The 14846-nt window shown below is 63.9% G+C and carries 11 protein-coding genes; 10 read left to right on the forward strand and 1 reads right to left on the reverse strand.

Annotated features, from left to right (window positions below):
• Positions 1–235: 235 nt before the first annotated feature.
• Genes SB753_RS09130 through SB753_RS09155 form a run of 6 tightly spaced genes read left to right on the forward strand, consistent with a single transcriptional unit; the run spans position 236 to position 8270 of the window.
• On the forward strand, positions 236–769 hold the full coding sequence (locus SB753_RS09130; protein ID WP_020065748.1) for a GNAT family N-acetyltransferase: 534 nt from the start codon (positions 236–238) through the stop codon (positions 767–769).
• Entirely contained in the window at positions 769–2307 is a 1539-nt protein-coding gene (locus SB753_RS09135; RefSeq protein WP_410800018.1) for an O-antigen ligase family protein, read from the forward strand. Before SB753_RS09130 ends, SB753_RS09135 begins: the two co-directional genes overlap by 1 nt.
• A 23-nt stretch (positions 2308–2330) precedes the next feature.
• Entirely contained in the window at positions 2331–3509 is a 1179-nt protein-coding gene (locus SB753_RS09140) for a glycosyltransferase family 4 protein (protein ID WP_410800019.1), read from the forward strand.
• Positions 3506–4663: a glycosyltransferase family 4 protein gene (locus SB753_RS09145; RefSeq protein WP_408128573.1), complete on the forward strand. Its 1158-nt coding sequence runs from the start codon at positions 3506–3508 to the stop codon at positions 4661–4663. Before SB753_RS09140 ends, SB753_RS09145 begins: the two co-directional genes overlap by 4 nt.
• Before the next feature lie 11 nt (positions 4664–4674).
• The gene (locus SB753_RS09150) at positions 4675–7119 is read left to right on the forward strand and encodes a hypothetical protein (protein ID WP_410800020.1); all 2445 of its coding nucleotides are present in this window, start codon (positions 4675–4677) and stop codon (positions 7117–7119) included.
• Positions 7116–8270, forward strand: coding sequence for a glycosyltransferase family 4 protein (locus SB753_RS09155; RefSeq protein WP_410800021.1), 1155 nt, complete (start codon positions 7116–7118; stop codon positions 8268–8270). The genes SB753_RS09150 and SB753_RS09155 overlap by 4 nt, the downstream gene beginning before the upstream one ends.
• Before the next feature lie 115 nt (positions 8271–8385).
• On the opposite strand, the gene SB753_RS09160 is transcribed toward SB753_RS09155, so the two are convergent.
• Positions 8386–9843 carry an oligosaccharide flippase family protein gene (locus SB753_RS09160; RefSeq protein ID WP_408171277.1) on the reverse strand — a complete coding sequence of 486 codons (1458 nt, stop codon included), beginning with the start codon at positions 9841–9843 and terminating at the stop codon, positions 8386–8388.
• Between the two features lie 232 nt (positions 9844–10075).
• Between SB753_RS09160 and SB753_RS09165 the strand changes: the two genes are divergently transcribed.
• From SB753_RS09165 to SB753_RS09180, 4 genes are all read left to right on the forward strand, one after another.
• Positions 10076–11041: a glycosyltransferase family 2 protein gene (locus SB753_RS09165; RefSeq protein ID WP_410800022.1), complete on the forward strand. Its 966-nt coding sequence runs from the start codon at positions 10076–10078 to the stop codon at positions 11039–11041.
• Positions 11042–11195: 154 nt separating this feature from the next.
• Positions 11196–13085: a serine aminopeptidase domain-containing protein gene (locus tag SB753_RS09170; protein ID WP_410800023.1), complete on the forward strand. Its 1890-nt coding sequence runs from the start codon at positions 11196–11198 to the stop codon at positions 13083–13085.
• A gap of 134 nt (positions 13086–13219) precedes the next feature.
• Positions 13220–14089, forward strand: coding sequence for a class I SAM-dependent methyltransferase (locus SB753_RS09175; protein WP_410800024.1), 870 nt, complete (start codon positions 13220–13222; stop codon positions 14087–14089).
• Positions 14064–14681 (forward strand): flavin reductase family protein, encoded by a 618-nt coding sequence (locus SB753_RS09180; protein WP_087750941.1) that lies wholly within the window; start codon positions 14064–14066, stop codon positions 14679–14681. The genes SB753_RS09175 and SB753_RS09180 overlap by 26 nt, the downstream gene beginning before the upstream one ends.
• The last annotated feature ends 165 nt before the right edge of the window (positions 14682–14846 follow it).

The raw sequence follows: 14846 nt of genomic DNA on the forward strand, positions 1-14846 counted from the left end.
TCGCCGACGTAGACGAATGCATGCGGCCGATTGTTTTATTCGCGACGTGAGGCGCGATCCGGTGCCTCGTATTTAAGAATCGCCAACCCGCAGCGTCAGTGCGATGCCGCACGGAAACGCATGTATCGCGGCCTTAACGTGTAGCCATCAGACGGGCTGGCGTGTCGAACGTGGCCCAGGCGGGCGGCGTGCGGCGCCGGTCCGTTAAACATAAAAGAATCCGCTGGGGAACGTGATGAACTGGAAAACGCTGGAATTCGAGCAGCTTTCGGCACGCGAGCTGTACCTGATTCTGCGGGCGCGCAGCGCGGTGTTCGTCGTCGAACAATCGCATGTCTACCTCGATGCCGATGGCCGCGACGAGGAATCGCTGCATGTGTTCGCCGTGGAGGACATGGGTCGCCCCATGCCGATTCTCGCCTACGCTCGCGTGCGGCCCGGCGACGCTGAAGACCCCGAGATCACGATCGACAAGGTTTTGACGAGCCCCCTGCGGCGCGGCGACGGTACCGCCGAAATGCTGGTGGAGCGGGTACTGCAGGCCATTGCCGAGCGTTGGCCGGGACACGCCGCGCGTGTAAGCGCGCCGCTCGGCTTGCGCGAGTTCTACGAGCAATTCGGCTTTCGCAAGACGGAAGGTCCATACCTCGAACATGGCGTGCCTTTCATCGGCCTCACGCGGCACATGCGCGCCTCGCAGCCGCTCGCTGTGTTGCGGCGGCGCGAGCGCGATCGTGCTGCGCTCGTCAACACGTTCGAGATGCTGTAATGGAGCGGTTGCTGATCACGCCGTCGAGCGCGCGGCTCGCGCTGCGCACGCCGGCTGACGACAGGCAAGGCGCAACGACGAGAAGCGAACGAGGAGCGGCGAGAGCCACTCGCACACGCCGCGCGTCGCGGACATTGCGGCACCCGCTGCGTTGGCCGTTGCTGCTGTTCGGCGCGACGCTGGGCCTCATCCTGCTGCATCAGGGCAGAGTCGTTGAGCTGTTCTTTCCAGTTGGTGCCTTTGGCGTTGCGCTGTTGCTGTACCGGCGCTCGCCGGCTCACTACCTCGGCTTCGTCTGCTGGCTTTTCTTTCTCACGCCGGAAGTGAGGCGTCTCGCGGACTTCGTGAGCGGAGCGTTCAATCAGCAAAGCCCGATCATGGTCGCACCGTTGCTGGCGGTGGCGCTCATGGGATTCACGCTCATCAAGCACGTCTCTGCGTTCGGGCAGCGCCGGGCCGCACCGCTTCTGTTGATCGTGATCGCGCTTCTGTACGCGTACGTGGTGGGCTTTGTGCAAGCAGGTCCTGCCGCAGCAACCTTTACGCTGATCAACTGGCTCTATCCAGTGATGGTCGCGTTTTATATGACCGTGACGTGGCGCCATTATCCGGACTACCACCGGGTCCTGCTGAAAACGTTCGTTTTCGGCGGACTCCTGATGAGTCTCTACGGATTGCTTGAATTCATTTCGCCGATGCCGTGGGATGCCTTCTGGCTGATCGCCTCGAAGATGGAATCCGAGGGACAGCCGGTGCCGTTCGGCATGCGCATCAGCAGCACGATGAATTCTTGCGGCCCGTTCGCGGTCACGCTCATGACTATCCTGCTGATGTCGCTCGCAGCGCGCGGAAAAGCGCGCATTGTGCTCGGCTGTGTCGGCATTCCCGCGCTGCTGCTCACCAGCGCGCGCAGTACATGGGGCGGCTTTGCAATCGCGCTCGTCTATTCATTTGCCATGCTCGACGGCAAGAGCCGGATGCGCTTGCTCGCCGGTGTATTCGGCCTTGCCGTGATGGCCGCGCCGCTAATGATGATCGACCAGGTGGCCGAGCCCGTGATGCGGCGCATCAGCACCATCCAGGACATCGGCGAGGACAACAGCTACCAGGCGCGCGCGGAGTTCTACAAAACGTTTCTTTCGTCGGCACTCACCGATATCGCAGGCCAAGGCCTCGGCGCGACGGGGCAGGGCACCAAGCTGTCCGACGACAAGTCAGCCTCCGCGATAGCCGACTTCGACAGCGGCCTGATGGAAGTGCCCTTCGTGATGGGTTGGCCAGGCACGCTGCTGTACGCGACAGGCGTGATCATGTTGCTGTGGCGCGCGTACCGCGCGAGCCGATCGCATCCGACCGATCTTCTCGCTATCTCCGGCGTAGGTGTGGCCGTCGCCATTTTCTCGATGATGATTTTCATCAACACGCTTACCTCCGTATCCGGGATGTTTTTCTTTCTCGGCGTGACCTTGCCGGTGATTTCGTTGCGCTATGCGCGAGAGCGGCACGCCACAAATAACGCGACGGTTTCGCGGACCTGATAATTCAAATGAAGGACAACGGGATGCGAATTCTCATCGTTACCCATGTCGTGCGCAAGAACGATGGACAAGGGCGCGTGAACTACGAGATCGTGCAGGCGGCGCTGGCCGCTGGACATTCCGTAACGCTGCTTGCCGCGGAAGCGGCTGCGGAACTGGTTGCGCATCCGCGCGTGCGTTTTGTGCGCGTTGCGAAGAGCCGCCTGCCGACCCGGCTGGTGCAGTATCAAATGTTCGCTTTGCGCTGCGGTGCATGGATTCGCGCTCACCGCAATGAGTTCGACGTGGTTCATGTCAACGGCTTCATTGCATGGGCCCGCTCCGACGTCAACGCGGCGCACTTCGTGCACGACGGCTGGTATCGCTGCGGCTTCTACCCGTTTCGTCTGCTGCACAGTTTCTATCACGCGTATCAGGTTATCTACACCAGGCTCAACGTCGCATGCGAGAAATGGGCGTTTCGCCATACCGAGGTCATCGTGCCGGTCTCGCAGAAGGTGGCGGGCGAGGTGCGGGCGTTGGGTGTCGGCGCGGCGCGCATGCAGGTGATTCATAACGGCGTGGATGTCGACGAGTTCCGGCCCGGCGCATGCAAACGCGCGCGTTTCGGCTTGCCGCAAGCACCGTTCATGCTGTTGTTCGCGGGCGATCTGCGCATGTCGCGCAAGAACCTCGACACCGTGCTGCATGCACTGATCCATACGTCCGCCGACGTGCATCTCGCGGTCGCGGGCATCCTGCACAACAGCCCGTATCCGGCGCTGGTCGAATCGCTCGGACTGAGCGCACGCGTGCACTTCACCGACATGGTGATGGACATGCCCGCGCTGATGCGCTCGGTCGATGCGTTCGTATTTCCTTCGCGCTACGAACCAATGGGACTGGTATTGCTGGAGGCGTTGTCCGCGGGATTGCCGGTCATCACGGTGCGCACTGCCGGAGGCGCCGAAGTGATCGAGCCGGGCAGCGGCGTCGTGCTCGACGATCCTGACGACGCGGCGGCGCTCGGCGCGGCCATTATGCGTGTGGCGAGCGATACGGACTACGCGCGAAGCCTCGGCACGCGTGCGAGAGAGGTGGCGAAAAGCCTGAGCTGGCAGGCCATGGCCGAGCGCTATCTGACAGTCTACGAGCAGGTGCATGCACGCCGCGCGGCACAACCGTTGCCGCCCGCATGCGCGACTGAGCCGGTGAAACTATGAGCGCGGTTCCGATCGATTCGCTGCAAATCGGCATGCACTGGTTCGACGAACGGCCAGGCGGTCTTGATCGTATGTTTCAGGCGCTGGTGGATACGCTTCCCGCTCAAGGGGTGAACGTGCGCGGCATGGTGGCGGGCAGCGCTGACGTGATCGAGGCTTCCGGTGGCCGCGTTCAATCGTTCGCGGGCGCGCAGGCGCAACTCGGCGCGCGGTTGCTGGGCTCCCGCAAATATTCGCGCGTGTTGCGGGCCGCGCGTATGCCTGACATCGTCGCGACGCATTTCGCTCTTTATGCAGCGCCGACAGCGGGCGTGTTTCGCAACGTGCCCAAGGTCGTTCATTTTCATGGACCGTGGGCGGCGGAGTCATATCCGGGGGGCGGGGGCGGGCTATCGCGCGCGTTGCGTGTCGCGCTTGAACGCTTCGTTTATCGCGGCGCGACACGTCATATCGTGCTGTCGCGGGCATTCGGCCGTCTGCTTCACGAAACTTATGGCGTGAATGAGGACAGCATCCGCATCGTGCCGGGCTGCGTCGACGTCGCGCATTTCGACACTGGCATGACGAAGCTCGAAGCGCGTCGGCAACTCGGCCTCGCAGCGGACCGGCCTCTTATTTTCTGCATGCGTCGTCTGGTGTCGCGCATGGGGCTAGAAGATCTGATCGACGCAATGGCGATTGTGAAGCCGCTGCTACCAGACGTATTGCTGACTATTGCGGGCAAGGGACCGCTTGCGTCGCAGTTGCAGGCTCGGATCGTCGCGCGCGGCCTCGAGGGCAACGTGACGCTTGCCGGCTTCGTTCCCGACGAGACCGTGCCGCTGTGGTATCGCGCGGCAGACCTCTCGGTGGTGCCGACCGTATCGCTGGAAGGCTTCGGCCTGACGACGATCGAATCGCTTGCTGCCGGCACGCCGGTTCTGGTGACGCCGGTAGGCGGCCTGCCTGAAGCCGTGGCGCCGTTGTCGCGCGATCTGGTGCTGCCGTCCGGCGGTTTTAAGGCGATCGGAGAAGGCATGGCCGATGCATTGCTCGGCCGGCTCAAGTTGCCGGACGAAGAGGCGTGCCGCAAGTATGCGCGTGAGAACTTCGACAGGCCGGTGGTAGCCGCGCAGGTCGCGCAAATCTATCGCGAAGCGATCGACGTGTTCTGACGCCGGAAAACATGCGACGCCTCACACGCAAAACATTCGAGCGGCTAGTGTGCGCGGGCGCGCTCGCGCTCCCGCTGGTCGTGCTGCTTGCGGCGGGCGAATCGGAGCACGGCGCGGGCGGTGCCCGGTTGCCGGGCGGTGGGGTCTCTGCGGGCCAACTGGAAGCTCCGCCTGCGACTGCAAAGATGTTGACCGAAGCCACCGATGCTGCGGCCAGCATCCCCCCAGGCAGCGCACAAGCGACCGGTGCGAATCATTCGCCATCCTACATAACATCATGGATCGGCAATACATGGGGCTACGGAGATCAGCGCTGGATGCAGATCGACATCCAGGCGATCGCCGTCACGCCGCAAGGCGACGTCTTCACCAATGCACCATGGGACGAGGCCGGTGGCGAACTCGGTCAGTATCGCAATGGCGAGCTGCTCCGCCACGGTGGCGAGACGCATGGCTGGGGAATGATGGGTGGCGACGCGATTGCTGCGAACGACGAGTATGTGTACGTCGCACAAGCCATGGTCAGCCTCGGCAACGAAACCGCGAAGCACAGACCGTCGCCACGCGAGGGGGAAGTGTGGACCGGTATCTCGCGCCGCAGCCGCGCGGACATTCGCGAGGGCGTACCGTTCGCCGGGCAGGTGAAGTTCCCCGCCGGCAGCCGCCTCGCGTTCCTGCTGATCGCCACTTATTCCGCAAAGGCCGACTACGCGATTCGTGGTTTGGCGGCGGACGACACGCGGCTCTTTGTCTCGAACGCGCTGGAGAATCGGGTGCAGGTGTTCGACGCGCAGACCATGCAGGCAATCGGCGCATTCCCGGTGCGTGAGCCGGGCCGCCTCGCGCTCGCGCCCGACGGTTCGTTATGGGTCTTGGAGAACAGCCGCACAGACGGCGCGCAACGCGTGGTGCACCATGCGCGCAATGGGGCAGTCATCGGCGAATTGCCGTTGCCTGAAGACGTCGTGCCGGCGGATCTGACCGTCGACGCACGCGGACGCCTGTTGATCGCGGACAACGGCGTGCGCCAGCAGATCCTGATCTATACCGGCGACGCGAGCGCACGGACCAGTACGTCGGCGGGCAACATGCAGCAAGGAACGGCCATGAAATTGACGGCCAGCTTCGGGGAAAAAGGCGGTATCTACGCGGGGCGCGCGGGCGCGCCCGGGCCCGGACGCTTCAACGGTCTGACTGGCGTGGGCGTGGATCGCGCGGGCAACATTTATGTGTCGATGAACGGTGCCGGTCCGCGCTCCTACGGCACCGGGCCGAGCACCTACGACGGCGCGTTGCTCGAAAGCTATACGCCCGATGGACAGCAGCGCTTCAGCTTGCAAGGGCTGCTGTTCGTCGACGGCGCGCAGTTCGTCGACGGCAATCCGCCGTCCGTGTACAGCGGCAGCAAGCGCTTCACGCTGGACCTCACGCGCGCGCCTGGCAACGAGTGGTCGTATGCGGGTTATACCGCCGACCGTTTCCGCTACCCATACGATCCGTACTTTCATCTGTACCTCGGCGGCCAGCGGGGTATGCCTATGGTGCGGGACATCGACGGGCACCGGCTGCTGTACACCACTGACATGTATTCGTCGTATCTGCGCATCTATCGTTTCGCCGAAGATCGCGAGACGGCGATTCCGTCGGGGCTGTTCGCGCAATCGCACATAGACGGTCCGTGGCCGCGTAATCAGCCGGCGCGCGGCGAGTGGATCTGGCGCGACATGACAGGCGCGGGTGACTTCTCCCATGCCGCATTCGATCAGAGCAGCAACGGCGCCGATGCGCCCGCGATGCGAGGCTGGTGGGTGGATAGTCGTGGCGACGTCTGGCAGGGCACCGAGGCGGCCGGCATTCGCTGCTTCCCGCTGCAAGGATTCGACCGCGTCGGCAATCCAATTTACCGTTACGCGGCGATGCGGCAATACCCAGTGCCCGCGCCGTTTTACCGCGTTGCTCGGCTTAACTACTTTCCCGAAGACGACACACTGTTTGTCTCCGGCTCGACGCGCGAGCGGCCGTTTATTCAGGACAACTGGAACAGTGCCGGTTCACAGCTTGCCCGCTACGACCACTGGAAAACCGGCAAGCCGGTACTGCGCTATCTGATAGACCTGCCGGACCGCGGTCCGCCCGAATGGCTGTCGATCAACGGCTTTGCGGTGGCGGGCGACTACATCTTCGCCGTCGAAACGCGCAGTGCGACCGTGCGGATTTATGACCGCGCAAGCGGGCGCGAAGCCGGCCGTCTGACACCGGGCAAGGAAGTCGGCACGGCGAGCGGCTGGGCCGACGTGCCGATGCCTGTCACCGCGCATCGTCTCGCGTCGGGCGAATACCTCGTATTCGTCGAAGAAGACGCACACGGCAAGGCATTGATGTACCGGTTCACGCCGTCAACGGCCGCGCTCGCGGCTGCTCATCGCAACTCTATCGACGTTGCAGGAAAATCATGAAAATCATCCATCTCGCCAATCACGCGCTGAATGTGGGCAACGGCATCGTCAATGTGATGGTCGATCTCGCGTGCATGCAGGCGCGCGCCGGACACGACGTGACGGTGGCCTCGGGCGGCGGCGGATTTGAGGAACTGCTCGCGCGGCACGGCGTGCGTCATGTGCTGTTGCCGCAATCGCCGCGACCTTTGCGTGTGCCGGCGATGGTCGCGCGCTTCAACAGGCTGGTATCGCAGATCGACCCTGACGTCGTGCATGCACACATGATGACGGGCGCGCTGATCGCGCGCTTCGGCGTGCCTCGGCGACGCTTCGTGCTGGTAACAACGGTGCACAACGAATTTCAGAAGAGTGCGACGATGATGCGTGTCGGCGACCGCGTTGTCGCTGTCAGCGAAGCGGTGTCCGCCGCGATGGAACGGCGCGGTATTCCGAAGTCGCGCCTGAGCGTCGTGCGTAATGGCGCGCTCGGCACGCCGCGGCTCGCGGACGCGATCGCGCCGCGCTTACCTTTACTGACTCATCCGTGCATCGTGACGCTGGCCGGCATGTATGAACGCAAGGGTATCCGCGACCTGTTGCACGCGTTTGCGGCGGTGCGTGAGCGCGTGCCCGGCGCGATGCTGTATCTGGTGGGCGAAGGCCCCGACCGCGCCGCGATGGAGCAACTGGCCTCGCAACTCGGCGTCGCGCGGCATGCGCGTTTCGAAGGTTTCATTGCCGATCCGCGGGCTTATCTCGCGCAGGCCGATGTGTTCGTGCTTGCCTCGCACAACGAACCGGCGGGCCTCGTGCTATGCGAGGCGCGCGAGCAGGGATGCGCAATCGTCGCGACGCGCGTGGGCGGCATTCCGGAGATGCTCGACGGCGGCGAGGCGGGTGTGCTCGTGCCGCCGCATGATCCCGCTACGCTGGCAAACGCGCTCGAGCGGCTTCTCACCGATCCGGCGAGGCGCGCCGAACTGGCCGCACGCGCGGTGCGGGATCTTGAGAAGTTCAGCGTGCAGTGCGTGAGCGACGGCTATCTGGCGATCTACGAACGCACGCTTGCGAGTTGCCAGCCGCGCCGCTTCGCCACCATTGCCACGCGCGATATCGACGCCGCTCGCGTCGGCATGGCGGAACGTGTGAGCCACTCGGCGCCGCTGTAAGCGCGGCGTTGCGCTCACGGCGGGCATTTTTCACCGGGTCTGCGTGATTTCGTCAGCGCAACGGCCACGAATGATCCGTGGCCAGCGCGATATGTCGTGAAGATGTGATCCGACTTCAGCTTGCCGATAAGGTCAGCCTGGTCCAGAGCTTGTACACGAGGCCGCGCAATTCGCTGGAGCCATGCAGCGACAAAGCCAGATTTGCGCACACCAGCACAAGCGCGGCGGCAATCAGTGAGGACGGCTCGCTGATCGACTCGGCGAGCGCGAGTGCTACGAGCAGAAACGCGAGATGCACCACCATATTCCGCACGATGGAGCCCACGTGCAGCCGGGCGAAGTGAAGCAGCACGCCGTAGTCGAACAGCGCCTTTGACACCACCACGACCGCCGCGCCCATGATGCCGAACCAGTGGATGCCACACCACAGCGCGCCGGCGAACACAGGCAGTTGCGCCCAGCTCACGCCCGCGATAGCGGCGGGACTGGTCTGCGCCTGGATGAGTATGCCGAGAATGCCGGCCTGCCCGCCGAGCCATACGGCGAGTATCAGCACGCACGCGACGGGCGCCGCAGCGGCCACCGTCGGCCCGAGCCACACCACAAGGAAGGGCTTGAGCGCAAACATTGCGACGATCAGGCAAGGCGTGAATGCGCCGTTCAGCAATGCAAGCGCGCTATGCGCGATCGCGTCCGCGTCGGCGCGCGACACGGCGGATAAGCGCGGGAACAGCGTGCGCACCATCGCGACGGGCAGCAGGTTCAGACGCGTGATCAGGTTCTGCGGCGTCGCATAGTAAGTCACGAAGCTCGCGCCGAGCAGCGCGCCGACCAGCACGCGGTCGAGTGTCGACGCGATCATGCCGGCGCCGGAAAAGAGCAGCATCCAACGGCCATAACGGAACAGTTCGGCCATCACGCGCCATTGCGGCATGCGCACGCGTCGAATGCCGATCGCACGAAACGCCGCGGCACCCAGCATCAAACCGGCGAAGAGCCGTGCGAGAACTGCGGCGGGAATGACCACGGCAAGCGAGGGCGAGAAGCAGAAGATCGCCGCGAGCGGCAACAACTGGAAGAGCGCGGTGCCTAGCGTCTGATTAACGTTGAAGCTCGCGAAGCGTTCGACTCCGTTGATCGCGCCCGCGAACACCCATGACACATTGGCAATGGGGACGGCCACCGCAATCCACGGCAAGCTCGCCATCACCTCGCGCTGGAACGTCGGCTCGATCTTCACACCATGCGTGATATAGACGACCGTGCCCACATAAATGATGAGCCCGCCCACGATGCCGGTGCCGAGGTTCATGAACCACGCGCTCCAGAAAATGCGTTCGAGGGAGTCGTCGTTAGCGGCGCGCGCTTTGGAGATCTGATTTTCGGTGGCGAGGCTCGTGCCGAGATCCAGTACGCTGAAGTAGCCGATCAGCGTCCACACCAGATTGATGACGCCATAGCGTTCCACGCCCATCAGATGAATATAGGCGGGCACCGTGACGAGGGAAATGAACGTCGGAGCGATCGCTCCTGCAAAGTTGATGACGATGTTCCTGACGATACTTCTTTCCATGGTGCGCTGTCCGCGGGAATGTCGTGCAATGGTGCGGTTAGTACGGGGCGTTGTCGGTGCGCAGCCGCACCCACGAGCGCGTCCCGCACGAGGGCGTCGGCTTGTCGCTGGGTTAGATACTGCGCTTGTGCGCCGCTTGCGTGTGTGGCTGGGCGTACAGATGAGCGCTCTGCGTCGCGGTTAAATCAGCTTCGACCGCATACGGCCGGTGAACGGGCATCGCGAGGACAGCGTGAAGGAACCGAAAGAATTGAACCCGCGGCTCATCTCGATCTGCATACCGACCTGCAATCGACCGGGTCTGCTCGAAGAAGCCATTGAAAGTTGTGAAGCGCAGACATACGGCGAGTTCGAAATCGTGATCGGCGACGATTCGAGTGACGAGCGCACGGCGCAGATGGTCAAGCGTTGCCGGGCGCGCGCGAGGCATCCGATCCGCTACGAACGCAACCGCCCGAGGCTTGGGCAGGCATCCAATGTGAACCGGCTCTTCGCTCGCGCGCGCGGCGCGCGGCTCGTGTTGCTGCACGACGACGATCTGCTTGAACCGCATGCGCTGAGTATGCTCGATGCGTGCTGGCGCACCGATCCGCAATTGACCGCCGCATTCGGCAAACAGCGCGTAATCGCCGACGACGGCACGCCACGGCCCGAAGCCACCGCGCGGCTCAATCGCGACTACCGCCGCGTTCCTGAGCGTGCGGGGCGGCTCGCCGTGCCCGCGCTTGCCGGCATCGATCAGATGTTCCCGAACAACGGCTATCTGGTGGATACGCTGGCCGCCCGACGTGTCGGTTATCGGCTCGCGGCGCAAGTGGGCGAAGCGTGCGATTTCGATTTCGGTTTGCGCCTGTGCGTGGAGGCGGCAGCCGTTTGCTTCGTCGACGAGTTCGTTTCCATTTCGCGCGAGACGGCCTTGTCGATCTCGACGCATGCGTTGCCCGCGATGCACGCGTTCGCGCAGTTGTGCGCGAGCGATGTGCCCGCCGCCGCACATGCCGCGCGCGACGATGCGCTGCGGCGCGTCGCACCGCGCGCCGCTTCCGCGTATGCGCGCGCCGGTGACGCACGCGCCGCGTGGCGCGTGCTGCTGTCGAAGCATTACGCATTGCGCGACCGGCTGCGCGCGCGCTTTTTGTACCACTTGCTGCTTGCCACACGCTCGACGCTTGGCGCACGCATGCCGCCTGGCGGTTGAGTCGGCAGGCTGGCAACACGACGCGTGTGGGGATGCGAATTGGCGGGGTTAGTGTGGCAGAAGCAATGCAGCCCGAGGCAATGTGGCAGGGCGTACAGAGGCGAGGGGCGGGCTTTGCTGTAATGCCCAAAAGAAGACTTGTGAGGAGCGTAGCGTGAGGCCAGTAGTCTTCGATGGCCAGTTCGGCTGGTTGCATCCCGCAGCCGGGCCGCATGGCGTGGTGCTCTGCTACCCATTCGGCTACGACGCGCTTTGCACCTACCGCGGCATGCGCCGGCTCGCCGAGCGCCTCGCAATGCGCGGCGTCCCGGTGCTGCGCTTCGACTATCCGGGCACGGGCGACTCCGCGGGCGATGCAAGCGAGCCGGGCCTCTGGCGCGCGTGGATCGACAGCATCAGGAAGGCCGTGGCGTTGCTGCGGCAATCGACGGGCATCGAGCACGTGAGCGTATGCGGCTTGCGGCTTGGCGGCACACTCGCCGCGCTTGCCGCTCAGGAACTGGGCGACGTCGACGGTCTCGTGCTGCTCTCGCCCGTGCTGTCCGGCAAAAATTATCAGCGTGAGTTGCGTGCCGGATATCGTCAATGGCTGTCGATGCCCGCGGCAATGGATTGCACACCCGAGCCGGACACCGACGAGTTCGTCGAGGCGTACGGCTTTCGGCTCTATCGCGAAACCATCGAAAGCTTGCGTGCGGTCGATCTGCGGCGCGATGCGCCGTCACCAGCGAGGCGGGTGCTGGTGCTCGATTCGCTGGACGCGACACGCGTCGATGCGCTGGTCAGGCATTATCGGGAGCAGGGAGTCGAGGTCGAGCGTCAGGGCTTCGACGAATACAGCAAGTTCATGATGGAAGCGCTCGACAGCGAGATACCGCACGCGGCGTTCGAGTCGATTGAGAACTGGTTGGTGGGAGACTCCACACGCAGCCCTGCAGCGGTGTCGGGCGTGAGTGCATATGCAGGCGATGTCGAAGGCCACATCGTCGAAGCCGGCGTGACCGAAACGCCGGTGTCGATCGACAACGGCAGACTGTTCGGCATCTACTGTGTGCCTCATTCTCATGCAGCGACGAGCGGCGGCGCAAGCGCCCCCGCGGTGCTGATCGTCAACACGGGCGCAGTGTCCAGAATCGGCAACGCGCGGCTCGGCGTGCGTTTTGCGCGGCGTCTCGCACGGCAAGGTATTGCCTCGCTTCGCGTCGATCTCGGCGGACTCGGCGACAGTCAACCTTCGCTCGATGCGGTCACGCTCGACGCGCTCTACGCGCAGAACGGGGCTGACGATGCCGCCTGCGCCGCGCGCTGGCTCACGGCGCGTGGCCACCGCGGTGCCGTGCTGCTTGGCATCTGCGCGGGCGCCTACGTCGGTCTCCATGCTGCATCGCGCGAGCCCGCGGTGACGGGCGCGATGCTCGTCAATCTGCAGAAATTCACGTGGCGCAACATCTGCGATGAAAACGGCAAGCCGACCGTTCGAGTCGCGGCGATCGGTTCGACGCGCAGCTATTTTCGTTCGATGTGCGAGCCGCGCAAATGGCTGCGCGTCGTTAAAGGGCAGACGGGCGGCTGGCCCGTTGCGCGCGAACTGGCGACCCGTGTTGCGGCGCTTTTACGCGCGACGCTGGCCGATCGGATCGAGCGAATCACCGGACTGCAGCTTGGCGCGAACGAGGAGCGTCGTCCGTTTGCGGCGCTCAATGCGCGCGGCGTCGAGACGCGCCTTCTTTATGGCGTGCTGGACGAAGGCGTTGAAGAACTCGAGAAATACTTCGGAGTGCGTGGCATCAGGTTGCAGCGATTGAACCGCGTTCGCGTGGTTTTTTGCGAGCGCACCGACCACGCCATTCTGTCCGCGAGTGCGCAGGAAAACGTGATGTCGCATTTCGAAGACTTCTATCGCAGCCAGTTCGGTGAGCAGTCTGCTGCCGCCAGGCTCGAAGCCGGCGAAACTGTCGCGAAGCATTGCAGCGGGCCCCGTACGCGCGCGGCGCAATGGCTCGTCAAGCATGCGCGTGCATTTCGCCTAACCGGAGAAGCGTGATGAAACCCGTGGGACAGCGTGCCACGCGCCTCGGCGTTGACGGCGCGCTGTCCCGATCTGCTCGCCAGTGCGCCGTCTGGCAAGCCGACCTTCATCACTTTTTGCGGCGCACTCCGATACGCTGGAGGAGTGCCGTGAATACACAATCCGACCTCGACCGCATCAATCGCGTGGCGTGGAATTCGCGCGACGCGGCGCGCGTTTTCGCCGCGGGCAAAACCTTCTCCGACGCCGGCGAGGAGGCCGCGTTCCAGTGGCTCGCGCCGCGCTGCGCGGCAACGCCGTTGCTCGACATCGGCATTGGCACCGGGCGCACCATTGCGTTGATGCTGGCAATCTCGAACGACTACACCGGCATCGACTACACGCCAAAGCTGCTGGACATTTCGAGGTCGCGCTATCCCGGCCGCGACTTGCGCCATATGGACGCGCGCGACATGTCGGAGCTGCCGTCGAATCATTATGGGCTGGCTGCGTTTAGCTGGAACGGTATCGACTGCGTGGACTACGACGGTCGCGTGAAGATCCTCGAAGAAATGAATCGCGTGGTGCGGCCGGGCGGTTATGTGCTGTTCTCGTCGCACAATCGCGGCGGCCCCGGTTATCGCGAGAACATCTGGCAACTGCTGCCGCAGTTCACCTCCAATCCGCTCAAACTCGGCTGGCGCACGCTGCGTTCACTTCGCCGCTTCCAGCTCGGCACGTTGAACTACGTGCGTAACGGCAAGCTGAACCACGACTACGGCGGTTACTCAGTCAAGACAGCGGCGGCTCACAACTTCGGCATTGTGATTGTCTACACGACGCTTCGCGAACAGCGCCGGCAACTCGCGCAGGTGGGCTTGCAATGCGATGCGGTGTTCGGCAGTTGCGATGGCAGGCGCATTCCGGACGACGTAGAGGACAGCGACGCCTGGTGGTTTCACTTCATCGCGCACAAGCCGCTCGGCGCATATCGCTTCGATCAGGAGAGCGGCCATGCACGCCGACGCACTTCGGCTTGACGAGCCGCGCGCAGCAGACGCGGACTTCGACGAGCGCGGCTTCCGGCATGCGCTCGGGCGCTTCGCGACCGGCGTCGTCGTGATCTCGACCGGCAGTGGCGAACGTCTGCACGCGATGACTGCGAACGCCTTCATGTCGGGTTCGCTCAGGCCGCCTTTGATCGTGGTGTCGGTCGGGCAGAGCGCGCGTATGCACGAGCGCCTGATGGGCTGCGCGGTGTTCGGTGTAAGCGTGTTGTCGGACGCCCAGGAGGCGCACAGCCGGCACTTCGCGGGCGAGCCGCAGAGCCGGCTTGCGCCGTGCTTTACCGGCGTCGACGGACTTGCGGACGTGGTGCTTCTCGAACATGCGGCAGCCCGCTTCGCAGCGCGCGTGGTGGACCGGCATCCGTGCGGCGACCACACGTTGTTCGTCGGCGAGGTGTTGGTGTTTTCGCTTGGCGAAGACGCTCCGCTCGTTTTCTTCGGCGGTCGCTATGGATCGGTTGCCGGTTCGCGCCTTGCGACACCGGCACCGACGCATGCATTGCCCGCATCCGCGCACTGCGAACACGTTGAACCGGGTCCACCGTATGCAAAAAGCCATGACTGATTCGAGACCATTTAGGTTCAGACAATTTATCGTTCAACGTGCGTCGTCGCACGATGCAAAGTCGAGGCCGCAGGCATGCTTGAAACGCAAGCTTGTGGCCCTTTGGCACGTAGCGCGTTACATAGAAGAAACAATTCTTCAGAGGGATAACCCTGTCAGGAAGTG

The organism is Paraburkholderia sp. SIMBA_053 (assembly GCF_046534895.1).
Classification (GTDB): Bacteria; Pseudomonadota; Gammaproteobacteria; order Burkholderiales; family Burkholderiaceae; genus Paraburkholderia; species Paraburkholderia caledonica.

What these genes read in the sequence shown, in the direction of transcription:
- SB753_RS09130 (WP_020065748.1), top strand. Translation starts at nt 236, where the DNA reads ATGAACTGGAAAACGCTGGAATTCGAGCAGCTTTCGGCACGCGAGCTG.
- SB753_RS09145 (WP_408128573.1), top strand. Translation starts at nt 3,506, where the DNA reads ATGAGCGCGGTTCCGATCGATTCGCTGCAAATCGGCATGCACTGGTTC.
- SB753_RS09140 (WP_410800019.1), top strand. Translation starts at nt 2,331, where the DNA reads ATGCGAATTCTCATCGTTACCCATGTCGTGCGCAAGAACGATGGACAA.
- SB753_RS09150 (WP_410800020.1), top strand. Translation starts at nt 4,675, where the DNA reads ATGCGACGCCTCACACGCAAAACATTCGAGCGGCTAGTGTGCGCGGGC.
- SB753_RS09155 (WP_410800021.1), top strand. Translation starts at nt 7,116, where the DNA reads ATGAAAATCATCCATCTCGCCAATCACGCGCTGAATGTGGGCAACGGC.
- SB753_RS09135 (WP_410800018.1), top strand. Translation starts at nt 769, where the DNA reads ATGGAGCGGTTGCTGATCACGCCGTCGAGCGCGCGGCTCGCGCTGCGC.
- SB753_RS09160 (WP_408171277.1), bottom strand. Translation starts at nt 9,843, where the DNA reads ATGGAAAGAAGTATCGTCAGGAACATCGTCATCAACTTTGCAGGAGCG.
- SB753_RS09180 (WP_087750941.1), top strand. Translation starts at nt 14,064, where the DNA reads ATGCACGCCGACGCACTTCGGCTTGACGAGCCGCGCGCAGCAGACGCG.